The following is a 25,713-nucleotide window of genomic DNA, read 5'->3' on the forward strand; positions in this document are numbered from 1 at the left end:
AGTCCAGATGCGCAGAACCCCGCCGATGTCATGACACGGGCGGGGTTCCTGGCTCATGTCCTCACGGACATGACGTGCACATCACGCAGACGGCCTTCAGGCGCGGCTGGCGATGATTTCCTTCCACTTGGCCGGGCCGGTCTGGTGCACGGAGACACCTGCACTATCGACCGCCACGGTGACCGGCATGTCCTCGACCTCGAATTCGTAGATCGCTTCCATCCCCAGGTCTTCAAACGCCAGCACGCGGGACTTCTTGATCGCCTGGGCGACCAGATAGGCGGCGCCGCCGACCGCCATCAGGTAGCTGGACTTGTTGTCACGGATGGCGTCGATCGCGGTCGGGCCACGCTCGGCCTTGCCGACCATGCCCAACAGGCCGGTCTCTTCCAGCAGCGTACGCGTGAACTTGTCCATGCGGGTCGCGGTGGTCGGGCCAGCCGGACCGACGACTTCGTCACGGATCGGATCGACCGGGCCGACGTAGTAGATGAAGCGACCTTTCAGGTCCACCGGCAGCTGCTCACCACGTGCCAGCATCTCAGTCATGCGCTTGTGGGCCGCATCACGGCCGGTCAGCAGCTTGCCGTTGAGCAGCAGGGTGTCGCCCGGCTGCCAGCTCTGCACTTCCTCGGGCGTCACGGTGTCGAGGTTGACGCGTTTGACGCTGTCGCCCGCTTCACGGGTGATTTCCGGCCAGTCCTCGAGCTTGGGTGCCGGCAGCTCTGCCGCGCCGCTGCCATCCAGAGTGAAGTGCACGTGACGGGTCGCCGCGCAGTTCGGGATGATCGCCACCGGCTTGTTGGCCGCGTGGGTCGGGTAATCCATGACCTTGATGTCGAGCACGGTGGTCAGACCACCGAGGCCCTGTGCGCCGACACCCGTCGCGTTGACCTTCTCGAACAGCTCGAGACGGATCTCTTCGGCGCGGTTGGAGGCACCACGCTTCTGCAGTTCCTGGATATCGATCGGCTCGAGCAGGGATTCCTTGGCCAGCTGCATCGCCTTCTCGGCGGTACCGCCGATGCCGATGCCCAGCATGCCGGGCGGACACCAGCCAGCGCCCATCTTCGGAATCTGTTCCAGCACCCAGTCGACCACGGAGTCGGACGGGTTGAGCATCGCGAACTTGGACTTGGCTTCGCTACCGCCGCCCTTGGCCGCGACGTGGATCTCGACGGTATCCCCCGGCACCAGCTTGTGGTGGATGATGGCCGGCGTGTTGTCCTTGGTGTTGGCACGCTTGCCGTCCGGGTCTGCCAGCACGGAGGCGCGCAGCACGTTGTCCGGCAGCAGATAGGCGCGGCGGACGCCTTCGTTGACCATGTCATCCAGGCTCATCTCGGCCTCGAAGCGCACGTTCATGCCGACATGAACGAAGACGGTGACGATACCGGTGTCCTGACAGATGGGACGATGACCCAGGGCACACATCCGGGAGTTGATCAGAATCTGCGCGATGGCATCCTTGGCGGCAGGATTCTCTTCACGCTCGTACGCCGCGTTCATGGCGTCGATGAAGTCCTTCGGATGGTAGTAGGAGATGTACTGCAGCGCGTCGGCGACGCTCTGGATCAGGTCATCCTGGCGGATCACGGTCATCAGGATCGGCTCCTCAAGGGCAAGCGATGGAAAAGACAGGCACACTGGCGCCCAGGGCGTCAGGCCGATTACTGTTGTCAGGGACAGAAATCGCGCCACCATGGGGCGGGCGCCGGGTCAGGTGGCCGGGATTATACCTCAAGCGAGCACGCGGCGGCAGAGCGAATCCTGCAACCCGCATGTCAGGACATCCCAGCTCATCCAGCGCAAATGACGGGTGTGGAGACTGCCATCATGCCCCGCGCGATGACCCCCGATTCACTGCCACCTCTTCACTGCCACTTCCCCTCGCGAGCGACTCATGACATCAGGCTTCAACGCGTTTCGCCCTCTCACCTGCTTGACGATAGCCTCGCTGGCGCTGCTGTCGGGCTGCATGCAGCATTCCCGGTCGGACACTGACGAGGCCTCGGGGAGCTATCAGCGGATGGAGGCCAGCACCGAGAGTCAAAGCAATTCTCGCGTGCGCCATCTGGTTCTGCATTACACCGATGATGATCTCACAGGCTCTCTGATCAGCCTTACCGGCGCTGACGTCAGCGCGCATTACCTGCTCTCGGCACCTGCAGATGGCGAAGCGCTTCCCCGTGTCTACCCGCTGGTGTCAGAGAACCGCCGCGCCTGGCACGCCGGCATCAGCCAGTGGGGTGAACGCGGCCACCTCAACGACACCTCCATCGGCATCGAGATGGTCAATGCCGGGCCCGAGGCGCTCACGCCCCTGGCACCCGGGCAGACGGAGACCCGAGCTTCCGGCGTGGCAAGGCGCTGGTCCCCTGATCGGCACTTCGCGGCCTGGAACGAACAGCAGATCGCGGCCTTGATCGCGCTGGCCTCCCCCATTGTGCGCCGCCATGATATCAAGGCAGTGGATGTCGTCGGACACTCCGACATCGCCCCGGACCGCAAGACCGACCCGGGCCCGCGCTTCCCCTGGCGCCGTCTGCATGAAGCCGGCATCGGGGCCTGGCCACGGGATGCCGACGTCAGCTGCTTTCGACGACAGATGGCCAGCGATGGACTGCCCGCGCAGAAGACCTTGATCGCGGCGCTCGCCCACTATGGTTATCCAGTGGAGGCCGAGCGGCCCTGGATGGCGATCGCCGCGTTCCAGGCGCACTTTCGCCCCGGGGCCATCAGTGGCCAGTTTGATGCGGAAAGCGCCGCGATCCTGCTGGCCCTCAACATGCGCTATCGCCAATCGACGCCCTGTCAGGCCCGGTGAACTGGGGAATTTCCGTCATCCAATCGTCATTCATCTGTCACATTGCTGCCGCAGCATCGACACTTCCCTGACACCTGGAGCGGTGTTGCATGGCACTTTGCCAACGGCCGTCTACTCTGGGTACAGACATGACCAGAGAGGGTCATGGATCCACACGCTTGCGACTGGCGAGGAGACGCCGGAACCCCCATCACGATGAGGTTCATCATGGCCGATAACATTCTCAGTGCAGTACCCGATACGGCAGACGACATGCCAACCACCCCTCTCCCCGGAGCGCTCGGGTTCGTCGTCTGTGATGACAAGCGCATCTATGGGGCAGGCATGAGCGAGGAAGACTGTCTCGACAATGCCCTTGAATGCCTGTGCGGCTTCTGTGAGCGCAGCGCGCTCAAGAAGATGCTGGAACTGTGTCAATCCGGTGTGCGCTATCCGCTGCGCCAGCTTCCCGCCAGCCAGGCCTGCGTCAGCAATTGCCAGGTCTCCGGCCCTACCGATCATTATCGTATCCATGACGGCGTCGCCTATGCTCCGGAAGAATTCGTGACACCTCTCTCGGCGTAAGCCTCTCGCACCCTGCATCGCGTCCTCAAGAAAGCGCCCCTGCCACCGAGGGTTCAGTGACAGGGGCGCGTTCTGTTGCATTGCCTTACTACGGTGAGACGCGACAGCGAATCACGTGCCAGACCTCTCAGCCGCCAAGATAGGCGCGACGGACCTCGTCATTGGCCAGCAGCGCCTTGCCACTGTCCGCCAGCACGACACGTCCGTGTTCCAGCACATAACCGCGATCGGCGATCGACAGGGCGCGATGCGCATTCTGCTCCACCAGGAAGATGGTGGTGCCCTGCTCGCGCAGCTGCTCGACGATCTCGAAGATCTGCCCGATCACGATGGGCGCCAGTCCCAGCGAAGGCTCATCGAGCAACAACAGTCGCGGCCGACTCATCAAGGCACGCCCGATGGCCAACATCTGCTGCTCGCCACCGGACATGGTGCCGCCGCGCTGATGGAAGCGCTCCTTGAGGCGCGGGAAGAGCCCCAGCACATGCTCGATGCTGCGTTCGTTCTCCTCCTTGCTCTGGTAATAGCCGCCCATGGCAAGATTCTCCTCCACCGTCATGCCGGTGAAGATGCGGCGACCTTCGGGCACCACCGACAGCCCGCCACGCATCACGCGCGCCGTGGGTGTGCCGGTGATCTCCTCGCCCTCGAACCACACCCGCCCGCTGGTCGGGCGCGGATCGCCACAGATCGACATCAAAAGCGTCGTCTTGCCGGCGCCGTTGGCACCGATCAGCGTCACGATCTCGCCCTGCCCCACGGCCAGCGAGACATCATTGAGCGCCTGCACCGGCCCGTAATGTGTCGTCAGGTGCTCGAGCGCCAGCATGGCATCCCGCGGCGCGAGTGCCTCGCTGGCAGACACGGTCTCTGGCATGACTGCATCAACATGCTCACTCATGCTCATTCCTCCCCCAGATAGGCCTTGATCACGGCATCGTTGCGTCGAATGTCATCCGGGCAGCCATCCGCCAGCGGCTGACCCTGATTGACCACGTAGATGTGATCCGAGATTCCCATCACCAGACTCATGTCGTGCTCGATCAACAGCACCGAGATGCCCTCATCGCGGGTCAGGCTGACGATCAGGTCATCGAGATCCCGGGTCTCGTTGGGGTTGAGGCCGGCCGCCGGCTCATCCAGCATCAGCAGCCGTGGCCTGGCCACCATGCATCGCGCGATCTCGAGTCGCCGCTGCTGCCCATAGGCCAGATTGCCGGCCTCGCGATTGGCGAATTCGAGCAGACCGACACGCTCCAACCAGTCACCGGCATGCTGCATCAGCGCCTTTTCACTGCGGCGATAGCCCGGCGTCTTGAACAGGCCCTTGAGAAGATTGCGCTCGGCGTGCATGTGCTGCGCCACCAGCAGGTTCTCGATGACCGTCATCTCCTTGAACAGCCGCACGTTCTGGAAGGTGCGTACCATGCCAGCCTGGGCGATCCGGTACCCCGGCAGGCGATGCATGGCGCGATTCTGGAAATACACCTCGCCGCCGGTGGGCTGATAGAAGCCGGAGATACAGTTGAAGACGGTGGTCTTGCCCGCACCATTCGGCCCGATGACTGACACCACCTCGCCCGGATGTACCTCAAGCGTCACGCCGTCCACGGCCTTGAGGCCACCGAACTGCATGGTGAGATCACGTACGTCCAGCAGCGGTGCCCCGCCCTCGGCGCGCGCCTGGCGGTGTGAGGAAGCGGCTGGCGCCTCATTGTCGAATGCTTGCTTGTCATGTGCGTCAGCCACGGTCGAGCTCCATCTGCGGTCGTTTGAGCGGCACCAGGCCTTGAGGACGCCACACCATCATCAGCACCATCATCAGCCCGAACAGCAACATGCGATATTCATTGAACTCACGGGCCAGCTCCGGCAACAGCGTCATGGCGATCGCGGCCAGGATGACGCCTAGCTGCGAGCCCATTCCACCCAGCACCACGATGGCGAGAATGATCGCCGACTCGATGAAGGTGAAGGACTCGGGACTGATGAAGCCCTGACGCGCGGCGAAGAAGGCACCGGCGAAGCCCGCGAAACTCGCCCCGATCGTGAAGGCCGAGAGCTTGATGCCGGTGGGATTCATGCCCAGTGAACGGCAGGCGATGTCATCCTCGCGCAGCGCCTCCCACGCCCGCCCGATGGGCATGCGCAGCAGCCGATAGATCACGAACAGCGTGATCAGCACCAGGATCAAGGCCAGCAGGTACAGATAGATGACCTTGAAGGCCGGGTCGTAGTCGATGCCGAAGAACTCATGGAAGGCGATGTTGCCCTCATCGGCTCGCCGCGAGAACTCGAGATTGAACAAGGTCGGCTTGGGTATGCGCGCGATGCCATTCGGGCCGCCGGTCAGCTCCGTCCAGTTGTTGAGCAGGATACGGATGATCTCGCCGAAGCCCAGCGTCACGATGGCCAGGTAGTCACCCCGCAGCCGCAGCACGGGGAAGCCGAGCAGATAGCCGAACAGCGCCGTCATCAACCCCGCGATGGGCAGCGCTTCCCAGAAGCTGAAGCCCAGATAGCTGTTGAGCAGTGCGAAGGTATAGGCGCCGACCGCATAGAAGCCCACGTAACCGAGATCCAGCAGTCCGGCGAGACCCACCACCACGTTGAGCCCCAGGCCCAGCATGATGTAGATCAGCGTCAGGGTCGCGAGATCCACCGCCGAGCGGTTGGACAGAAACGGGAAGATCAGCAGCGCACCGATGGCCAGCATGATCCACAGCTGACGCTTCTGACCGCTCATCACGTCGGGGACGCGGAAACGTGATGGCTTGCGGGTACGCGCACGCCATTCCTCGATCTGTGGCCGCACCAGCTGGTGCAGGAAGACGGCCAGTGACGCGGCCAGCAACCAGCCCCAGGTGTCCATGCCCATCAAGCGTACCGTGGTGGTGATACCGGTGGACTCGAGCTGCACCCCCAGTACCGAGCCACCCAGCACGAGAGTCAACACGGCGGCCGCAAGTGCCGACCACCAGGGACGACGATAGGAAGGCTGTGGCGGAATCGTCTCGGCGGGCGAGGTGCCCGCTGTCTTCAGAGTCTGTTTCGCAAGCTTGGGCATCAGATCTTCTCCACTTCGGGCTTGCCGAGAATCCCGGAGGGACGGAACAGCAGAATCAGGATCAGCAGTCCGAAGGCCACCACGTCCTTGTATTCCGTGGACAGATAGCCGCCGGTCAGCGCCTCCGCGACGCCCAGCAGCAGGCCACCCAGCATCGCGCCCGGGATACTGCCGATACCGCCCAGCACCGCCGCCGTGAACGCCTTGAGCCCGGCCAGGAAGCCGATGTAGGGATTGACCACGCCGTAGTACATGCCGAGCAGCAGTCCCGCCACGGCGGCAAGCGCCGCCCCGATCACGAAGGTCATCGAGATGATCATGTCGGTATTGATGCCCAGCAGACGCGCCATGCCGGCATCCTGGGAGCAGGCACGACAGGCACGCCCCAGGCGCGAGCGCGAGATGAAGGACGACAGCAGCAGCATGCACACCAGCGTGACGCTGAAGATGATCACCTGCATGTAGGACAGATTGACCGCGAAGCTTTCCAGCCCGAACTCCCAGCCGCCCGGAATCAGGCTGGAGATCGCCATGTCCCGCGAGCCCTGGGCCAGACGCATGTAGTTCTGCAGGAAGATCGACATGCCGATCGCCGAGATCAGCGCGATCAGACGCTTGGAGCCTCGCACCGGGCGATAGGCCACCCGCTCCACGGCGAAACCGTAGGCACAGGACACCAGCACCGCCACCAGCAAGGCGGCCGCCATCAGAAAGAAGGGGTTGGCGATGCCCAGCATGCCCAGCGCCGCGATGACGATGAAGGTCACGTAGGTGCCGATCATGTAGATCTCGCCGTGGGCGAAATTGATCATGCCGATGATGCCGTAGACCATCGTGTAGCCGATGGCGATCAAGGCATAGGTACTGCCGATGGTCAGGCCATTGATGACCTGCTGCAGGAAGTAGAGGATGTCTTCCATTGAAACGACCCTTGGCCGCGACAGTGTTCGGCTTGTGGCCGGAGACTGTCAGGGAAATGCCGCATGCGCGACGACGACGGGAAGGCACGGCGATGTTGCATCGCCATGAACTCGACCGAACGGAGAGGCCCGCCATGCCACGCGGCATGACGGGACAGCGTGTCGGCATTGATCCGCCGAGCCTCATGACTGGTCACGAGACCGCAGCGAGTGCTGATATCAGCCGCTGATCAATGTACCGCTGATCAACGTGCTGCTGATCAATGTGCCGCTTCGCTCTTGGTACCGTCGGCGTGCCAGTTGTAGACGACGAAGTTGAAGTCCTTCAGATCGCCCTTCTCATCGTATTCGACCTTGCCGATGGGCGTGTCGAAGCTGTTGGCCTTGAGGTATTCGGCGACATCATAGGGGTCGGTGGAATCGGCGCCCTTGATGCCATCGGCGATCAGCTCCACTGCGGTGTAGGCCGGCATGACGAACGGACCGGAAGGGTCCTGCTCCTTGTCCTTGAAGGCCGCGACCAGATCCGCGTTCTTCGGGTCATTCTCGAAGGCCGGCGGCAGTGTCACGTACAGACCTTCCGAGGCCTGGCCGGCAATCTTGGAAATGTCCGGATTCCCGACCCCTTCCGGCCCCATGAAGGGCGCGTCGAAGCCCAGTTCACGCGACTGACGCAGCAAGAGGCCCAGTTCCGGGTGATAGCCGCCGTAGTAGACGAAGTCGACGTTCTCCTTCTTGAGCTTGGAGATCAGCGCCGAGAAATCCTTGTCACCCGCCGTGATGCCCTCGAACAGCACCACATCGATACCCGCTTCCTCGACGGTATCGCGCACGCCGGTGGCGATACCCTCCCCGTACTGCTGCTTGTCGTGGATCACGGCCATGTGCTTGGGCTTGATCGTCTCGGCGATATAGCGCCCCGCAACCGGCCCCTGCAGCGAGTCCAGACCGATGGTGCGGAAGACCAGCTCATAGCCCTGCTCGGTGATGGTCGGACTGGTGGACGCCGCCGTGATCATCATCACCCCTTCCTCGGCGTAGATGTCCGAGGCCGGTTGCGTCGCGCTGGAGCACAGGTGGCCGATCACGTACTGGACGCCGTCATTGACGATCTGGTTGGCGACCGCCACCGCCTGCTTGGGATCACAGGCGTCGTCGTATTTGACGCCCTTGAGCATCTCGCCGTCGACGCCGCCGGCGGCATTGATCTGCTCGATGGCCATCTCGGCACCGATGAACTGCATGTCACCGTACTGGGCGACCGGCCCCGTGACCGGGCCTGCCATGGCGATGGTGATATCTGCCTGAGCCTGGGTGGACATCGCCGCGGCGACCCCGAGAGCGAGAATAGACCTGCGCATCATGATGAGAATTCCTGTTCCCGATTATTGTTGTACTACGGCCGGGCAGACCTGACGGGTGCCTTGCGGCAGCATTGCGCTGCCCGAAAAGGACTGGCGACAATCGCTGTCATTCGCTGACCTTGTCCGCCGCCGCCAGCCATCAGGCAGGCGGCTCGCGACGCCAGGAATGCCTTAAAAGCATTATTGGCAGCAGCGAATACGCATGTAAAGCGACCGTTTGAGCGCTCATGAATGCAGGCCAAGGCCCTACCAATAGCGAAAAAGACTGTGCTTTCCATTCTGGCCAGACAATCGTTGGCATTGACGATGAAAGCCAGTCATTGGCGTATGTGAAGACGCAGTTGACAGGAATTCCCTCTTCACTTGCACCATCAGGTCGCATTGCTGCACCCACCTCGGCTACGCCCAAGGTTGTAGGAAAAGCAATCCTGCCGCCCTCCCGAGGCAACCGGTTGCCCCTAAGCCATGCACTGAGCTGCAATATGATGATCTACGACGCAATAGACAAGATAACGGGATAACCTGCTGATGGCACCTCCCCGTCAGATACCCGCCAGCCCTGAACGCCACGCGCCCGACGATGGGTGACATCGTCGGGCGCGCAGGGTCATGCCTTTAGCAACGCGAATGCTGGGGGATGGAGAGTAGCGTCAGCCCAGCGCGAGCAGGCGGTTGCGCACGTCATTGATCTGATCGCGCAGTCGACCGGCTTCCTCGAATTCGAGATTCTTGGCCGCCGCGAACATGGCATCTTCCAGCCGGCTGATTTCCTTCTCGAGTGCCTGAGGGCCTTGAGCCGCCAGAGCCGCATAGTCCGGCGTCTCTTCCGCCACCTGTCGCTCGTTGCCCTTGCGACGACTGCTCTTGCGTCCCGGTGCCTGGGCACCTTCCATGATATCCGCCACCGATTTGGTGATGGTACGCGGCGTGATGCCGTGCTCTTCATTGAAGGCCATCTGCTTCTCACGGCGGCGCTCCGTCTCGGCTATCGCACGCTGCATGGAATCGGTGATGCGATCGCCATACAGAATCGCCTTGCCGTTGGCGTTGCGCGCCGCACGGCCGATGGTCTGGATCAGGGAGCGCTCGGAGCGCAAAAAGCCTTCCTTGTCGGAATCCAGAATCGCCACCAGCGAGACTTCCGGGATATCAAGGCCCTCACGCAGCAGGTTGATGCCGACCAGCACATCAAACTTGCCAAGACGCAGATCCCGGATGATCTCGACGCGCTCGACGGTGTCGATATCCGAGTGCAGATAGCGCACCCGAACATCGTGCTCTCCCAGGTACTCGGTCAGGTCTTCCGCCATGCGCTTGGTCAGCGTGGTGATCAGAACGCGCTCACCGACCTCGGTGCGCGCCTTGATCTCGGAGAGCACGTCATCGACCTGGGTCGAGGCAGAGCGCACCTCGATGACCGGATCAAGCAGCCCCGTGGGACGGACGACCTGCTCCACCACCTGCCCGGCATGCTCTTCTTCATAGGTACCGGGCGTCGCCGAGACGAAGACGGTCTGCGGCAGGATGCTTTCCCACTCCTCGAATTTCATCGGGCGATTGTCCAGCGCCGATGGCAGACGGAAGCCGTATTCGACCAGCGTCTCCTTGCGTGAACGGTCTCCGCGATACATCCCGCCGACCTGAGGCACGCTGACGTGGGACTCGTCGATGAAGACCAGCGCGTCCTTGGGCAGGTAATCGAAGAAGGTCGGCGGCGCATTGCCGGGGTCACGCCCGGACAGATAGCGCGAGTAGTTCTCGATACCGTTGCAGTAGCCCAGCTCCATCATCATCTCGATGTCGTAGAGGGTACGCTGCTCCAGACGCTGCGCCTCGACCAGCTTGTCGTGCTTGCGCAGGTAATCGAGGCGCTCGACCAGCTCTTCCTTGATGTGATCGACCGCGGCGACGATGGTCTCGCGCGGCGTCACGTAGTGGCTCTTGGGGTAGATGGTCATGCGCGGCACCGACTCGGCCACTTCGCCAGTCAGCGGATCGAACAGCCGGATGGAGTCGATCTCGTCATCGAACAGCTCGACACGCACGGCCTGCTCCTCGGAGTCCGCCGGGAAGATGTCGATCACGTCGCCGCGCACGCGATAGGTACCGCGCCGGAAATCCATGTCGTTGCGGGTGTACTGCAGCTCCGCCAGGCGCCTGAGGAAACCGCGTTGGTCGATCTGCTCACCACGATTGAAGTGCAGACGCATCTTCAGGTACTGATCCGGGTCACCCAGGCCGTAGATCGCCGAGACGGAGACCACGATGATCGCATCGCGCCGCTCCAGCAGCGCCTTGGTCGCTGACAGGCGCATCTGCTCGATGTGGTCGTTGATCGAGGCGTCCTTCTCGATGAAAGTATCCGAGGACGCGACATAGGCTTCGGGCTGGTAATAATCGTAATAGGAGACGAAGTACTCGACGGCGTTGTCAGGGAAGAACGACTTGAACTCGCCATAGAGCTGGGCTGCCAACGTCTTGTTGGGCGCCATCACGATCGCGGGGCGCTGCAGACGCTCCACGATGTTGGCGACAGTGAACGTCTTGCCCGAGCCGGTCACACCCAGAAGCGTCTGATGCGCAAGACCCGCTTCCAGGCCAGTGATCAGCTTCTCGATGGCAGCCGGTTGATCACCGGCTGGCTTGAACTTGGAATTGATGCGAAATGGTTTGCTCATGCGCTCTCAATGGTGGCGGTCATGCCGCTCTTCAACTGACGGTGGCGGCCAGACTTGCGAAAGGACACCGCGCCCTACTCGGGTGATATCTCGCGACTCGTCACACTGACCCGGGTGCTGGTCATCAGTCGATGGATGGGGCAACGCTCGGAAATCTCGAGCAGGCGCTGACGCGTCGCCTCATCGAGTTCCGCACCATCCTCGGCCTGGAAGTGCATGCTGACGCTCAGACGATACTCCGCGTTCTCACCTGCGCGACGCTCATCACTGTCATCACGGTCCACCGTGGTCACGATGGACGCGAGTGGCAGCCCCTTGTGCCGCGCATACATCAACACGGTGATCGACTTGCAGGCACCCAGCGAGAGATCAAAGTAGTCGTGCGGGTCCGGCGCACTGTCCTCGCCACCCACCACGGTGGGCACATCCACCAGCAGTTCCTCGAAGCTCGCGACCTGAACCCGATGGACGAAGCTGCCAGCCTTGCGGGTAATCACCTCGATGCTCATGCACTACCTCCTTGTCGTGGACTCTCGCGAGACGCATCCGAGCCTGCTGGCGAGCATAGCGCTCACTTCACCTTGTAACCCGCCTTCTCGACGGTCTTGACCACGGCGTCATACCGCACCTGCCCTTCGACCTCGGCAAAGCCACGCCCGACCTCGGCCTCCTTGACCCCGTCCATCATCATCAAGGCAGTGGTGACCTTGTTGACATCCTTGACGCTCTCGACACCGATCAATGTAAGGGAAAAGCTGGCCATCTCGTGATTCCTGTCTCGCTGGATAAAAAGGATCGCAGGCGCGATCAAACCGCCAAGAATACCACGTTTGACGAGGGCTCCCCCATGCATGCCAGCGAGTCGCCTCAGGCTTTCATGCCAGTGGATCGCCCCGAAAGATGCCGTGTTGCCCTGCCGGGGGCTGACAGCTGACCACTGCCGCGTGACAATGCCTGCATCGAATGTACCGCTGGCAATTCTCAGGCATTGAACCGCCTGCGGCGGACCCCTCCTTTGCGACAGGATAGCGCGACATGACTGATTTCAAGACCCTGATGCAAGCCCACGGCTTTCACGCGACACAGGAGGGCAAGCTTGCCCCCGAGTCGCCGCTTGCCCCCGAGACCGATGGCGCCGGGAGTCTCACGCCCCTCTCCTGCTTCGAGGTACTCGCGGTCAATGGCGCGGATGGTGAGCGCTTTCTCCAGGGCCAGACCTCGCAGCAGCTTGCGCTGGTGGATGGCTCACTCGCTCCGTTGACCGCCTTCTGCACTCCCAAGGGGCGGATTCTGGCGATGGCCCAGCTGATGCGTCTCAGCGAGGATTGCTTGTGGCTGCTGATGCCGACGGGCACGGCGGAGCCCCTGCGCTCGCACCTTGCCAAGTTCGCGCCCTTCTACAAGGTGAGTCTCGAGGTCCGGGAGGATAGCGTGGTCGTGGGGCTCACGGGAGAGCCCGCCCTGACCCGGGCGGCCGAGCAACTGGCCGATGCTGCCTCCTCACAGCACACCGCGCTTGGCCCGCATGATTTTGCCATGCTGGCAACCTCGGATGCCGTGCTTGCCCGCCAGCCGGGGGGAGAGACGGTACGAGGCGTACTGGTCGGCTCTGATGCGCAGGTGACCCGACTCAGCCGTGCACTGCTCGATGGCGGCATCAACATCGGTGACGAGAATCACTGGGCACGCGAGGACATTCGTGCCGGCCTGCAGTGGGTGGACTCGGAGCAGACGGATGCCTGGCTGCCGCAGATGCTCAACCTGGAAGCGCTGGCGGCCATCAGCTTCAAGAAGGGGTGCTATACCGGTCAGGAAGTCGTGGCCCGCGCCCACTTCCGTGGTCAGGTCAAGAAGCGCCTGCAGCGCCTGACGGCGGAGCCGGTCACTCCTCTGCCGCAGCCGGGCGGCAAGGTGGTCTCGCCAGAAGGCAAGGCCATGGGTGAGATCCTGCGGGTCGCCAACAATGCCGATGGCAGCCTGGAAGTGCTGGCGGTGGTGAGCCTGCGCGATGAGGAAGCCCCCCTGACCCTCGAGACTGGGGAGCCCTTGCACCGCGCCCCGCTACCCTATCCGCTGGAGCGACGTGACCCGGAACAGCTCAAGGCGTGAACTTGAAGGCGTGAACTTGAAGGCGTGAACTTGAAGACATGAGCTTGAAGACATGAGCACCAGGCAGCGCTGCCAGCCGTGACACGGACGCCACGGCTGGCCTGGATAGCCGCCTGCGGCGTCATGACAGACAGGCCCCGGCGAAGCGATTCGTCGGGGCCTGTCTGTCTCAATGCCTGGCTGTATCAGAGGCTGACCTTGGCAGCATCCGGCTGAGTCAAGGCCTGGGCATCTCGAAGCGGGAGAGCCGAGACCGCTAGCCCGTTTCGCCAGTGACGCTGGCCGGCAACCAGTGCTTGCCGGCCTTGAGATGCTGGATCAGCTGCTCGGACGGCAGAGGACGCGAGTAGAGGTAGCCCTGATGAAGATGACAGCCGCGTGCCAGAAGCGCCGTGCGTTGCTCAGGGGTCTCGATACCCTCCGCCACCACGGCCAGATGGAAGGCCTCCCCCAGTCCCAGCATCGCATCAATCATCGCCCGCCCCTTGTCGGTATCCATCGCGACCACGAATTGCCGATCGATCTTCACCTTGTCGAACGGCAGTTGCTGCAATTGCGACAGGGACGAGTACCCGGTGCCGAAGTCATCAAGTGCCAGGGCGACACCCTGTGAGCGAATGCGCTGGAAGAGGATGGCCAGACTCTGGATATCTTCCGGCAGCTGACTCTCCACCAGCTCGATGGTCAGTTGGCGACACAGCTCAGGCCGCTGGAACAGCCTCTTGAGATCCGCCAGAAATCGCTCGTCCATCATGTGTCTGACCGTGACATTGACGCTGAGATGCAGCGCATGACCGGCGTCATGCACACGGATCAGGGTGGCAATGCTCTCCTTGATGACCCAGCGCCCCAGGGCCACATCGAGGTTGGCGGATTCGATGATCGGCATGAAGTCGCCGGAGCCCAGCAGACCATGCTCCGGATGCTGCCAACGCACCAGCGCCTCGGAAAGCACAAGGGATCCATCCCGTCCATCGACGATCGGCTGCAGATGAAGCCGCAGCTGGTCCTGCTGCAATCCCTCGACGAATTCCGCTTCGAGCTGCTTGAGACGCCTGACTTCTCGTTCGGCCTCTTCATCGAAGAAGTGCCACTCGCGATTGAGCTGAAGCGTGTCGTGCAATGCGCGCTCACAGCGGTAGACCAGCGCATCCATCTGCTCACCATCCTCGGGAAAGCGACTGATGCCGAGGCTGGGCAGCAGATAGATATCCTCGCCGTTGAGCGACACCTTGTGACGTACCGCCACCAGCAGCATATCCAGCCAGCCGCAGATGCCGCCCCGCGCGGCCTCGAGCAGCCGTCGTGGCACCATGATCAAGAGACGATCCGTCTCCAGACGTGCGACATGGCCTGATGTGCCCAGCAAGGGGTCCAGTCGACGTTGCAGCAACTCCAGCTGGCGATTGCCCGCCTCCGGCCCCGCATGCTCATAGAGCTCCTGCAGCCCGCCGATACGCAATGCCATCAGCACGAAACCATCAAGCCCCGAGACACGACCCAACTGATCGATACGCAGCTTGATCAAGCGCAGCATGCCTTCACGACTCAATAGCCCGGTGTCGGTATCCGTCTCGCGCTCCTGCAGCACCTGCTGCTGGAGCAGCAAGCGCTCCTGCTCCAGTCCACGAATGATCAAGGCATTCAGGGTTCTGTCCAGCACCGGCATCATCAGGCTTTCCTCCAGCGCCTGACCACGACTGGCGACCAGCAGCAGCTCGCTGCGACCGGGATGCGGCGAGACGGAATAGCCCAGCAGCTGGGTCGCCCCGAGACGCTGACACAGCAGCTGGGCACTCTCCTCGGTGGACGCGTCCACATTCGTGGCACGATTGGCCACGATCCGCCCGGCCGGCAATCGCCACAGAGGGTCACGCCGCAACGAGACACTGCTCAACCATTCCCGTTCATCACGACTCTCGACGATCAGGTAACCTGCGTTGGGGTTGCCCACCTCGCGCCGATAGATGATGACTTCTGCTCCCGTCATCTCTCGTACCCGACGCAGATAGCCGGACAAGGTAGCCAAGGCGTGCTGGGGATTGTGCGCTTCATGCGGCAATGCCAGAAACCGCTCGTTCAGGGCAAGATGCTGCTCAAGCTGAGCTTCACGCTGCAGGCCCTGCGCTGCCCAATCTCGACGACGGCGCTGATCGCGCCACAGCATGCCGCCTGTCGCGATACTCGCCAACACGATGACCAGACTCAAGGCGCCCAAGGGCGCTCCCAATTGCCTGAGCATCGCGGTGACGTCATCTGCATCCTGCCAGCAGGCCATGGCAGCATGCTCATCGAAGCGCTTCATGGCCGGCAGGTCGCTACAGACGAGAGCGGCTTCCCCGCTAATCTGGCGTGACTGACTGACGACTTCCAGCCTTTCCACACCCAGGGAAGCGGATGATTCGCTGAGCAACTCCCGGCGCATGGGCACCCCGAACACCAGCATGCCCTGCTCTTCCCGTGAAGGAAGCGCGTCTTCATCCGCATAGAGCCCATGCACGCCCACCAGCCAGGCCCGCCCGTTCAGTACCATCCAGGCGATGACGGATCGCGTCGGGGTCTGGCGAGCCTTCTCGATCAAGGGGGCCATGGCGCGGCGCCACGCAAGCGGCTGAGCCCCCTGCCAATCATCGGACTCAAGCCCCGGACGTCGCTCCTGCCAGACAGCGGCCTTGCCATTTCCTCTGATGGCCCCGACGAGATGGATCCCCGTATTGATCGAGAACTCGGGCCCGTACATGTAGTCCAGCCACTCAGGGTTCGGGGCAGGCAAACGCAGGAACTCCTCGGTGGCCTCTTGCCAATCACCATGCTCGCGCAACTGACCTTCCAGGGCTCGCTGGCTGGCCTGGGCCCACATGGTGACGCGCTGACGCGCCGCATCCTGCTCTCCTGCTCGCAGTTGCTGTATTTGACTGATACCCAGCCAGGCGGTGGCAAGAACAGAGGCAATCAGCAGAAGCGGTATCAGCCACAGACGATGGCGGGGCTCCCGGGGCGGGCCTTGCCTCAAGGAGGCGCGCACGGACTTGTCAGAATCCGGTCGCGGATGAGCAGACGTTCTACGAGGCATTGAGTTACCGATGATGACGCGATCTCCTGAATCCCGTGGCACAGTGCTGCCGAGGTGCTGGGTTCAGTCTAGATCAGGCGCTCAGTTGAAGAATACGCTGCACGGTGCGGCTGGTCGTCTCGCTGATGGCCTCCAGAGTGGACTCACGCAGCGATGCCACACTCCTTGCCACCTCCGCCACCCTGGCCGGTTCATTGCGTTGTCCCTGAAATCCCTGCAACGGCATGTCGGGGCTGTCGGTCTCCAGCACGAAGCCATCCTTTGGCAGCGACGCCACGACTCCCCGCAGTTTGCGGGCACGCGGGTAGGTCACGCTGCCGCCCAGCCCCAGCACGAAACCGAGCTCGAGAAAGCGCTCAGCCTGAACCTGACTGCCCGCAAAGGCATGAATGATGCCGCCCCGGGTGAGGCGCGCGTTCTTGAGCCGCTTGGCCACTTCGTCATTGGCACGCACGCAATGCACGATGACAGGCAGGGAGAATTCGCGTGCCATGCTCAGCTGGGCCTCGAACAGCTGCCATTGGGCGTCATGATCGGCCAGTCGCGCATCGAAGCCGCATTCGCCCAACGCGACGATCTCGCCAGCATGCTGACCGAGGGCCTGATGAAGCGCCGCCAGCGCGCGCTCGCCATGCTCGGACAGAAAATAGGGATGCAACCCCAGGGCACCGAAGATACGCGGGGATGACTGCACGAGTTCCAGCACGTCCGCGAAGCTGGCCACCGTGGTGGATGGCACCACGAACCTCGACACACTCTCATTCACGGCACGTGAGATGACCGCGTCACGATCCTGATCGAAGACGGGAAAATCCAGATGGCAATGGCTGTCGATCAACATGCAATATCCCGGTGATGGTCGTACTGCCATCGTGCTATATCAGCCAGTGACAGACAAACGAAGGGACCGGCCTGGTGGCCGGTCCCTTCGTTTGTCGATGTCGCTCTGTCAGCCATCATGACTGGCAAAGCTGGCCTAGGCCGCCTCCACCGGCGCTACCGGCGCCAACTCGGAGGTGCAATGGCCACAACGGGTCGCCGCCAGCGGCACCTTGGAAAGACAGTACGGGCAGTCCTTGTCGGTGATCTCTTCCGGCGCTTCTTCGGCTTCCTTCTTGAGCTTGTTGATCTGACGTATCAACACGAAGACGGCCAGCGCCACCAGCGCGAAGCTGATGATGGCATTGATGAACAGCCCATAGTTCAGTGTCACGGCCCCCGCATCCCTCGCAGCCTCCAGACTGACATAGGGAGCCGCCTGAGCCCCTTCCTTGAGCACGAAGAAGAAGTTGGAGAAATCGACGCCCCCGATCAAGAGTCCGATCAAGGGATTGAGCATGTCACCCACCAGGCTCTTCACGATCAGCGTGAACGCCCCCCCGATGATGATGCCCACCGCCATGTCGACGACATTGCCCTTGACCGCGAAATCGCGGAATTCCTTCATGAAACCGGCCATAGCCCCACCTCCTGATGATTGTTGTTGTCCTGTCGCGACCGACGCGTCCCTTTGGGTCATGCGTCTGTCAGGCCAAGGCATGCGCCCTGTGACTGCCTGCGTCGCTGGCCATCCCCATGTCTTTCGCAAGGGAGTATGCGGCCAAAGTCATCGACCTTGAGTTGGTGTGGCTAACGCTTGAGGACACGTTCAGCCCGAAAGCACGAACGCCGCCCCAAGGGGCGGCGTTCGCATCAATCCTGAATCGATCAGGGGGCCTGGGAGATGGCCTCGTCAGGCACCAGAGCCACTCGGGTGCGGGCCACTCGGATGCGAGCCACTCGGGTGCGAGCCACTCGGGTGCGAGCCACTCGGTCATCCCCCCCTGAGCCGTCTCAGTGCTCGCGGGTGGCGCGGAAGGTGATGTCCGGCCAACGTTCCTGCGTCAACTGCAGATTGACGCGAGTCGGCGCGATGTAGGTCAGGAAGCCGCCGCCATCGTAGGCGAGATTGGCGCTGGCCTTGCGCTTGAAGTCCTCAAGCATCTTGGTGTCATCGCAATAGATCCAGCGCGCCGTCTGCACGTTCACCGCTTCATACATGCACTCGACCTTGTACTCTTCCTTCAGACGGTGAGCGACCACATCGAACTGCAGGGTGCCCACGGCGCCCACGATCAGGTCATTGTTGTCGAACGGCTGGAAGACCTGGGTCGCGCCCTCTTCGGAGAGCTGCTGCAGGCCTTTCTGCAGCGCCTTCATCTTCAGCGGGTCCTTCAGGCGTACCCGCTTGAACAGTTCCGGCGCGAAGTGAGGGATGCCGGTGAAGCGCATGTCTTCCCCCATGGTGAAGGTATCGCCGATCTGGATGGTGCCGTGGTTGTGCAGACCGATGATGTCACCCGGCCAGGCCTCTTCCACGTGGGAGCGGTCCGCCGCCATGAAGGTCAGGGCGTCAGGAATCTTGACGTCCTTGTTGATGCGCACGTGACGCATCTTCATGTTCTTCTCGTACTTGCCGGAACAGACGCGCAGGAAGGCCACGCGGTCACGGTGTTTCGGGTCCATGTTGGCCTGGATCTTGAACACGAAGCCGGTGAAGCGCTCGTCATGGGCCGTGACTTCACGGGTATCGGTATCACGCGACTGGGGCGGCGGCGCGTATTCGACGAAGCCATCCAGCATCTCGCGTACGCCGAAGTTGCCCATGGCGGTCCCGAAGTAGACCGGTGTCAGATCACCGCGACGATAGGCCTCGAGATCGAATTCGTGAGAGGCGCCGCGCACCAGCTCGACTTCCATGCTCAGTTCTTCGATGAGATCTTCGCCCAGCACTGCAATGGCTTCGGGGCTGTCGAGGCCCTTGATGCGCACATCATCGGGGATGCGGTTGCCCTGGCCCTGCTTGTAGAGATGGATCTCGTCATTGAGCAGGTGATAGACCCCCTTGAAGCCCTTGCCGACACCGATCGGCCAGGTCATCGGGGCACACTGGATGTTGAGGACCGTCTCGACTTCATCCATTACCTCGATGGGATCGCGCGTCTCGCGGTCCATCTTGTTGACGAAGGTCAGGATCGGCGTGGTGCGCAGGCGACAGACTTCCATCAGCTTGATGGTACGGTCCTCGACACCCTTGGCACCGTCAATGACCATCAGCGCCGAGTCGACGGCCGTCAGCGTCCGGTAGGTATCTTCCGAGAAGTCCTCGTGCCCGGGCGTATCCAGCAGATTGACCATGCGATCCTTGTAGGGGAACTGCATCACGGAGGTGGTCACGGAGATGCCACGCTCCTGCTCCATCTTCATCCAGTCGGAGGTCGCGTGGCGATCGGCCCGCTTGCTCTTGACCGAGCCGGCCATCTGGATGGCATTCCCGAACAGCAGCAGCTTCTCGGTGATGGTGGTCTTGCCCGCATCCGGGTGAGAGATGATGGCGAATGTACGGCGAACATCCGCCGCCTTGGCAATCTGGGAATCTGACATGGGCTGAAAGGCATCCGGCTCGACGTGAGGCACGCCGCGCGCACTGTTAGGTGAATAGCAGAACGAAACGAATGGCGCGCATTGTAGCGGCTGGCGAGGCTCGGCAACAGAGGCGGGCCCATCTCACTCGACAATCACTCCTCTGTCTCCGCGACGGCCGACAAGCGCTCGACGATACGGCATTGCGCGATCACTCCCCCGGCACAGCAGTGAGTCAGGCGCTGCAACTCCTCCTCCATGACAGCGAGGTCACACTGACGCTTGCGCACCTCGGCCAGCTGCGCCTCGATGCGCGCGTCTATCTGATGACACGGCAAGGCCTGCTGGTCCGCCAGGCCCAGCAAGGCGCGGATGTCATCCAGCGAAAATCCCAGCCGCCGACAACGGCGGATGAAGGTCAGACGCCTGAGCTGTGCATTGCCATACTCACGATAGCCATTGGGCGCGCGTCGCATCGGGGCCAACAGCCCCTGCTTCTCGTAATAGCGGATCGTCACCGCCTGGACATCAGACGCCTTGGCCAGTTGGCCGATGCCCATCGTCACCTCGCCGTGCGATGACGTGGACGATTCCCCTTTCCGTGCGAAATCTCTTGCGGTCATCGATGACTTCTCCTCTCGCCATGTGTTGCATGTCGATGCATCAACCGTTTCATCAGCCGACTTGACCTTATAGTGACTATAACCTCCATGCTGTCACCAACACGACAGGAGGCCAAGACCCATGAAAAGCTGTTGCGAAAGCAAATCCGGCGAGCTGGCAGAGCTCAGAGCCTCACAGGGCAAGGTCCTGAAGATTCTGCTGGCGCTGAATGCCAGCATGTTCTTCGTCGAATTCACCGCGGCCTGGTGGCTGGGTTCCACCGCGCTACTGGGGGATTCACTCGACATGTTCGGCGATGCCAGCGTCTACGCCCTGACCCTCTACGTCCTGCACCGCAGCGTACGCGCACGGGCGCTGAGCGCGCTGGTCAAGGGCGTCGTGATGCTGGTGCTGGGCGTGATCGTCCTTGGCGAGGCGGGACATCAGGCCCTCCATGGCGTCGCCCCAGCCGCCCACGGCATGGGCGCCTTCGCCCTGCTGGCGCTGGCTGTGAATCTCATCTGCTTCGGCCTGCTGTGGCGCTTCAAGTCGGATGATCTGAACATGCGCTCCACCTGGCTGTGTTCACGCAATGACATCATCGCCAATGTCTCAGTGTTCGGCGCTGCGATACTGGTGGGCTGGACGGGCTCCCGCTGGCCGGACGTGCTGCTGGGCGCTGCGATCGCCGCACTCTTCCTGCAATCCGCCTGGCAGGTGATTCGCGATGCACGAGTTGAGCTGCGCGAGGCGAAACAGGCCACAGACGCGCAGGCATCAGATGAGCAGGCAGCCAGCGATCAGGCATCGTCCTGCGCCACCCGCAGCTGTTGTGCACCGCCCACGGCTGCCACCGTGGTCGAACAGTCCCCCGCCAGCGGCTGCTGTTCCGGCAAGGGCGGTGGTGGTAACACCTCTATCTGACACGACTCAGGTGTCATTCCCGCCGCTCTGCCCAGCCACTGACATGCCGTCGAATGCCATCATCCGCGTGCAGTCCGCCTGAAACGACAGCGCCCCGTCGAGCTCGACGGGGCGCTTTAGTGTCTGGATATCGCCAGGGTCAGGGGGCCGGACAGTCGGGTTGACGCTCAGGATGCGCCTGCTGGAAAGCGTCCAGTGACTGGCAGGCCGCCTCGATAGCCAGAATCCTCGGGTAATCCTCGAGTTCACACTCGAAGCGGCGCGCATTGTAGAGCTGGGGCATCAGGCAGGCATCTGCCATGCCCGGGCTATCGCCATGGCAGAAGCGCCCTGCACTTTCCGCCAGCAACACTTCCAGGCGTGTGAAACCCTCGGCGACCCAGTGGCGGTACCACTCAAGGCGCTGCGCCTGGGTGACCATAAGGCGATCTGTCAGATAATTGAGCACGCGCGGATTGTTGAGCGGATGCATCTCACAAGCCATGAACTGGCACAGTGAGCGCACCTTCGCACGCGCCTCCGGCGTTGAGGGCAGCAGCGCCGGGGCGGGCCAGCGCTCCTCCAGATATTCGATGATCGCGAGCGACTGGGTCAGGGCCGCAGGTGTTTCCGTATCTCCCACCATCAGGGTCGGCACCAGCCCCTGGGGATTGATGGCCAGATACTCCTCGCTGCGCTGTTCGCCCTTGAGCAGGTTGACCGGCACCTGAGCGACCTCAATCCCCTTGAGCGCCAGCGCGATTCTTACTCGATAGCTGGTAGATGAACGGTAATAGCCATACAGGCTCATTGAACTCATGCTGCACTCCCCTATGACGCGATTGGAAGCCGGCCGCTCCTTCGCACTGCCTCGCGCCCAGTTGGCTTAAGGCTTACCGGCACACGACGTCTTCCCGAGACGTGTCTCTGAGAAGTTCTACCTGATGAGGCCGCCTTCAGGCGTCCAACGGCGTCACTTGCTGATCAATGGCGCCGAAGATGCTCTGGCCATCGCGATCGAACATCTCGATGCGGATGCGATCACCGAAACGCATGAAGGGCGTGCGAATCTCATCGAACAGGATCTTCTCGACCATGCGGACTTCGGCCAGACAGCTGTAGCCCACGCCCCCTTCGCTGATCGGCTTGCCAGGGCCGCCATCCTTGCCGGGATTGGACACGGTGCCGGAGCCGATGATCGCACCGGCGCCCAGCGGGCGAGTCTTGGCGGCATGCGCCACCAGCTGCGGGAAACTGAAGATCATGTCTGGCCCGGACTCTGGCTCTCCGAACGTCTCACCATTGAGATGCACGCTCAGCGGCAGATGCACGCGCCCCTGCTGCCAGGCATCCCCCAGCTCATCCGGCGTCACGGCGATGGGCGAGAAGCTAGACGACGGCTTGGCCTGAAAGAAGCCGAAGCCCTTGGCCAGCTCGCCGGGGATCAACCCACGCAGACTGACGTCATTGACCAGCATCACAAGGCGGATGTGGCTCTCGGCCTGCTCCGCACTGACGTGCATCGGCACATCGTCGGTAATGACGGCGATCTCGCCTTCGAAATCGATGCCATGCTCCTCACTGACACACACGATATCGGCGTTGGGGGCCAGGAAGCTGTCGCTGCCGCCCTGATACATCAGCGGGTCGTGCCAGAAGGTCTCGGGCATCTCGGCGCCGCGTGCCTGACGCACCAGCTGGACATGATTCAGATACGCCGAGCCGTCTGCCCATTGATAAGCGCGTGGCAGCGGCGAATGCAGAGTCTTCATGTCCAGATCGAACGCATCAGCCAAGGTGCCATCATTGAGCGCTGCGTAACGCTTCTCGAGCGCTGGTGTCAGCGAAGCCCATTCCTCCAGCAGCGCCTGCAAGGTGGTGGCGACATCCGCGACCTTCACGGCGCGGGTCAGATCACGGGAGACCAGCAGCAGTGTTCCATCGCGGGAACCATCCTGGTGAGTGGCGAATTTCATGACTGCCTCCTTGAGAAGCTTGAGGGATGAAAGAACGTGGGTAGACCAGAGCGGGATGACAGGCACATGCCAATCTCAGCGCTTTCGGGGAGTGAAATGAGACGCCAACCCCTGCCAGACCGAGCCGTAGTCGCGCTGACGAGCGCTCGACGACAGGGCCTGTGGGGTGGGCTGGAACAGATAGCGACTCTCGAACATGAAGGCGAGCGTATTGCCCTGATAGCGGGGGGCGAGTTCCGCCTGAGTGGCGGCCTCGAAGGTGGCAGCGTCAGGGCCATGCGGGGTCATGGCGTTATGCAGACTCGCGCCTCCCGGGCGGAAGCCTTCGCGCTTGGCGTCATATTCACCATGGATCAGTCCCATCAGCTCGCTCATCAGGTTGCGATGGAAATATGGGGGGCGGAAGGTGTTCTCGGCGACCATCCAGCGCGGCGGGAAGATCACGAAGTCGAGATTGGCGACCCCGGCAGTGTCCGAGGGTGATGTCAGCACAGTGAAGATCGAGGGGTCCGGATGATCGAAGCTGACCGTGTTGAGGGTATTGAAGGTCGCCAGATCATATTTGTAGGGCGCGTAGTTGCCATGCCAGGCCACGACATCCAGTGGCGAATGATCCAGACTCGCGCGCCAGAAACGCCCGCCGAACTTGGCCACCAGCGTGAAATTACCGACTTCGTCATCGAAACGCGCCGATGGTGCGAGGAAATCACGCGGGTTGGCCAGTCCATTGCTGCCGATGGGCCCCAGAGAGGGCAACTCGAGAGGCGCGCCATAGTTCTCGGCCACATAACCTCGACAGCCCTCCGCGTGTCCCGCCAGCGGATTGAGCTGAAACTTGATACCACGCGGGATCACCACGATCTCGCCGCTGGCGACTTCCAGCAGGCCCAGCTCGCTGCGCACCTCGATGGCACCCTGTTGCGGCACGATCAGCAATTCGCCGTCGGCATTGTAGAAAAAGCGCTGCTGCATGCCGCGAGAGAAGGCATAGAGGTGCGTGGCACAGCCCTGCTGCGCCTGGGCATCTCCATTGACCGCCAGCGTGATCAGGCCGTCCAGAAAGTCCCCTGTCGAGCATGTGATGGGGTCCCAGCGCATCGGATTGGGATCCGGCATTCTCTCGGCCAACGGTGCAGTGGCGACCTGCGGCATCTCCATGGGCTGGTAGGCGCCCTGCACGACCGAGGGCCGAATGCGGTAAAGCCAGCTGCGAAGGTTGTGACTGCGCGGTGCCGTGAAGGCCGAGCCGCTCAACTGCTCCGCGTAAAGGCCATAGGGGCAACGCTGGGGAGAGTTCTGGCCCTGCGGCAAGGCGCCAGGCAACGCCTCGGTGGAGACATGATTACGAAAACCGGCGTGATAATGGCACTCAGCGTTGCGCTCGCGCATGACGATTCATCTCCTTGTGGGCTCGCGGCTCCTGAAGATCTGGGGCATCCACGGCACGACATACCGCCAACGCCCTAACTGGTTACATCTGAAACCATATAGACAGACCCACACGCTGGCAATCGCCGTATTAATAGACTTTTGTCTTGCTCGCTCTCTAAGGTGGTAACATCGGTAACCTGATTCACCTGAAACGTTTCAATGCGACTCAGTATGCCAACCCTCTCACCGAGTCAGGTAACTTTCGATGCAACGCACTGATGACACTCCCGAAGCTCGCGATGCCCTTGACGGGGAACCCCCACAGGACACACCCCGCTGCGAGCTGGATCTTGACCAGTTCCTGCCCTATCGCCTCAACCGTCTGGCAGAGCGAACCAGTGAGGCGCTGTTCGTCCGTTATGGTGAGCGCTTCGCCATCAATGTCGCCGAGTGGCGTCTGCTGGCCTGGCTGAGCCGTGGCTCGCCATTGACGGCCCGGGAAATCAGTCAACGGACTCATATGGACAAGGTGCGCGTCTCTCGGGCCGTCAAATCTCTGGAAGCCCGTGAACTGATCCTGCGCCGGCCGAGCGAGCAGGATCAGCGTGCGCAGTTGCTCGCCCTCACCGCCGAGGGTGAGGCCATGCTCGCTGAGCTGATCCCCGAGGCCCGCCGCTTCGAGGATGAGTTGCTGAGCGCCGTCAATGCACGCCAATACCGGGATCTGCTGCTCACCATGCAGACCCTGGAGCGTCAATTGGATCAGCTGCCAGGCAACGACTGAGACTCGCGGGAGGCAGCAGGTGCGCCACCTTGTGCCCCATGAGATTCTCGACAGGACACTCGCACTTCGTAC

At 62.2% G+C, this 25,713-nt stretch carries 22 protein-coding genes; 5 read left to right on the plus strand and 17 right to left on the minus strand.

The features are described 5' to 3' along the window. Positions 1-96 precede the first annotated feature (96 nt). Positions 97-1,602 carry a fumarate hydratase gene (locus HXS65_RS12595; RefSeq protein ID WP_077375915.1) on the minus strand — a complete coding sequence of 502 codons (1,506 nt, stop codon included), beginning with the start codon at positions 1,600-1,602 and terminating at the stop codon, positions 97-99. A 463-nt stretch (positions 1,603-2,065) separates the two neighbouring features. Between HXS65_RS12595 and HXS65_RS12600 the strand changes: the two genes are divergently transcribed. Both HXS65_RS12600 and HXS65_RS12605 read left to right on the plus strand, forming a co-directional pair. Continuing rightward, positions 2,066-2,827 (plus strand): N-acetylmuramoyl-L-alanine amidase, encoded by a 762-nt coding sequence (locus tag HXS65_RS12600; RefSeq protein ID WP_255304499.1) that lies wholly within the window; start codon positions 2,066-2,068, stop codon positions 2,825-2,827. 207 nt (positions 2,828-3,034) lie between these two features. Beyond that, positions 3,035-3,391: a hypothetical protein gene (locus HXS65_RS12605; RefSeq protein WP_176494016.1), complete on the plus strand. Its 357-nt coding sequence runs from the start codon at positions 3,035-3,037 to the stop codon at positions 3,389-3,391. A 127-nt stretch (positions 3,392-3,518) separates the two neighbouring features. On the opposite strand, the gene HXS65_RS12610 is transcribed toward HXS65_RS12605, so the two are convergent. From HXS65_RS12610 to HXS65_RS12645, 8 genes are all read right to left on the minus strand, one after another. Then, positions 3,519-4,220 (minus strand): ABC transporter ATP-binding protein, encoded by a 702-nt coding sequence (locus HXS65_RS12610; protein WP_084209692.1) that lies wholly within the window; start codon positions 4,218-4,220, stop codon positions 3,519-3,521. Positions 4,221-4,294: 74 nt separating this feature from the next. Then, positions 4,295-5,050 carry a high-affinity branched-chain amino acid ABC transporter ATP-binding protein LivG gene (livG, locus tag HXS65_RS12615; RefSeq protein WP_255304507.1) on the minus strand — a complete coding sequence of 252 codons (756 nt, stop codon included), beginning with the start codon at positions 5,048-5,050 and terminating at the stop codon, positions 4,295-4,297. Between the two features lie 82 nt (positions 5,051-5,132). After that, a complete protein-coding gene (livM, locus tag HXS65_RS12620) occupies positions 5,133-6,458 on the minus strand; it encodes a high-affinity branched-chain amino acid ABC transporter permease LivM (RefSeq protein ID WP_176494017.1) in 1,326 nt (441 codons plus the stop codon). Next, a complete protein-coding gene (gene livH / locus HXS65_RS12625; RefSeq protein ID WP_043336883.1) occupies positions 6,458-7,378 on the minus strand; it encodes a high-affinity branched-chain amino acid ABC transporter permease LivH in 921 nt (306 codons plus the stop codon). The genes livM and livH overlap by 1 nt, the downstream gene beginning before the upstream one ends. A 260-nt stretch (positions 7,379-7,638) precedes the next feature. Next, a complete protein-coding gene (locus HXS65_RS12630) occupies positions 7,639-8,739 on the minus strand; it encodes a branched-chain amino acid ABC transporter substrate-binding protein (RefSeq protein ID WP_304363415.1) in 1,101 nt (366 codons plus the stop codon). A 653-nt stretch (positions 8,740-9,392) separates the two neighbouring features. After that, entirely contained in the window at positions 9,393-11,420 is a 2,028-nt protein-coding gene (gene uvrB, locus HXS65_RS12635; protein ID WP_077375901.1) for an excinuclease ABC subunit UvrB, read from the minus strand. 74 nt (positions 11,421-11,494) lie between these two features. Beyond that, positions 11,495-11,929, minus strand: a complete 435-nt coding sequence (locus HXS65_RS12640; RefSeq protein ID WP_176494019.1) for an OsmC family protein — start codon at positions 11,927-11,929, stop codon at positions 11,495-11,497. Between the two features lie 62 nt (positions 11,930-11,991). Further along, entirely contained in the window at positions 11,992-12,183 is a 192-nt protein-coding gene (locus tag HXS65_RS12645) for a hypothetical protein (RefSeq protein WP_077375895.1), read from the minus strand. A 272-nt stretch (positions 12,184-12,455) separates the two neighbouring features. On the opposite strand from HXS65_RS12645, the gene HXS65_RS12650 reads away from it, so the two are divergent. Beyond that, positions 12,456-13,529 (plus strand): folate-binding protein YgfZ, encoded by a 1,074-nt coding sequence (locus HXS65_RS12650; protein ID WP_176494020.1) that lies wholly within the window; start codon positions 12,456-12,458, stop codon positions 13,527-13,529. A 256-nt stretch (positions 13,530-13,785) separates the two neighbouring features. On the opposite strand, the gene HXS65_RS12655 is transcribed toward HXS65_RS12650, so the two are convergent. From HXS65_RS12655 to HXS65_RS12675, 5 genes are all read right to left on the minus strand, one after another. Further along, positions 13,786-16,554: an EAL domain-containing protein gene (locus HXS65_RS12655; RefSeq protein WP_176494021.1), complete on the minus strand. Its 2,769-nt coding sequence runs from the start codon at positions 16,552-16,554 to the stop codon at positions 13,786-13,788. Between the two features lie 121 nt (positions 16,555-16,675). Then, a complete protein-coding gene (locus tag HXS65_RS12660; RefSeq protein ID WP_176494022.1) occupies positions 16,676-17,443 on the minus strand; it encodes a TatD family hydrolase in 768 nt (255 codons plus the stop codon). 135 nt (positions 17,444-17,578) lie between these two features. After that, entirely contained in the window at positions 17,579-18,061 is a 483-nt protein-coding gene (gene mscL, locus HXS65_RS12665) for a large conductance mechanosensitive channel protein MscL (protein ID WP_077375883.1), read from the minus strand. A gap of 374 nt (positions 18,062-18,435) precedes the next feature. Then, positions 18,436-20,025: a peptide chain release factor 3 gene (locus HXS65_RS12670; protein ID WP_176494023.1), complete on the minus strand. Its 1,590-nt coding sequence runs from the start codon at positions 20,023-20,025 to the stop codon at positions 18,436-18,438. Positions 20,026-20,159: 134 nt separating this feature from the next. Continuing rightward, a complete protein-coding gene (locus HXS65_RS12675; RefSeq protein ID WP_255304500.1) occupies positions 20,160-20,627 on the minus strand; it encodes a helix-turn-helix domain-containing protein in 468 nt (155 codons plus the stop codon). Positions 20,628-20,748: 121 nt separating this feature from the next. Between HXS65_RS12675 and HXS65_RS12680 the strand changes: the two genes are divergently transcribed. After that, the gene (locus HXS65_RS12680; protein WP_176494024.1) at positions 20,749-21,531 is read left to right on the plus strand and encodes a cation transporter; all 783 of its coding nucleotides are present in this window, start codon (positions 20,749-20,751) and stop codon (positions 21,529-21,531) included. A 139-nt stretch (positions 21,532-21,670) separates the two neighbouring features. Here HXS65_RS12680 and maiA read toward each other — a convergent pair whose 3' ends face one another. From maiA to hmgA, 3 genes are all read right to left on the minus strand, one after another. Beyond that, the gene (gene maiA / locus HXS65_RS12685; RefSeq protein WP_176494054.1) at positions 21,671-22,321 is read right to left on the minus strand and encodes a maleylacetoacetate isomerase; all 651 of its coding nucleotides are present in this window, start codon (positions 22,319-22,321) and stop codon (positions 21,671-21,673) included. Positions 22,322-22,466: 145 nt separating this feature from the next. Next, positions 22,467-23,486, minus strand: coding sequence for a fumarylacetoacetate hydrolase family protein (locus tag HXS65_RS12690; protein WP_176494025.1), 1,020 nt, complete (start codon positions 23,484-23,486; stop codon positions 22,467-22,469). A 75-nt stretch (positions 23,487-23,561) separates the two neighbouring features. Further along, positions 23,562-24,875 carry a homogentisate 1,2-dioxygenase gene (hmgA, locus tag HXS65_RS12695; RefSeq protein WP_176494026.1) on the minus strand — a complete coding sequence of 438 codons (1,314 nt, stop codon included), beginning with the start codon at positions 24,873-24,875 and terminating at the stop codon, positions 23,562-23,564. A 247-nt stretch (positions 24,876-25,122) separates the two neighbouring features. Between hmgA and HXS65_RS12700 the strand changes: the two genes are divergently transcribed. Next, positions 25,123-25,641 (plus strand): MarR family winged helix-turn-helix transcriptional regulator, encoded by a 519-nt coding sequence (locus HXS65_RS12700; protein ID WP_176494027.1) that lies wholly within the window; start codon positions 25,123-25,125, stop codon positions 25,639-25,641. The last annotated feature ends 72 nt before the right edge of the window (positions 25,642-25,713 follow it).

The sequence above is a fragment of the Cobetia sp. 5-25-4-2 genome, assembly GCF_013374075.1.
Taxonomy (GTDB): Bacteria; Pseudomonadota; Gammaproteobacteria; order Pseudomonadales; family Halomonadaceae; genus Cobetia; species Cobetia marina.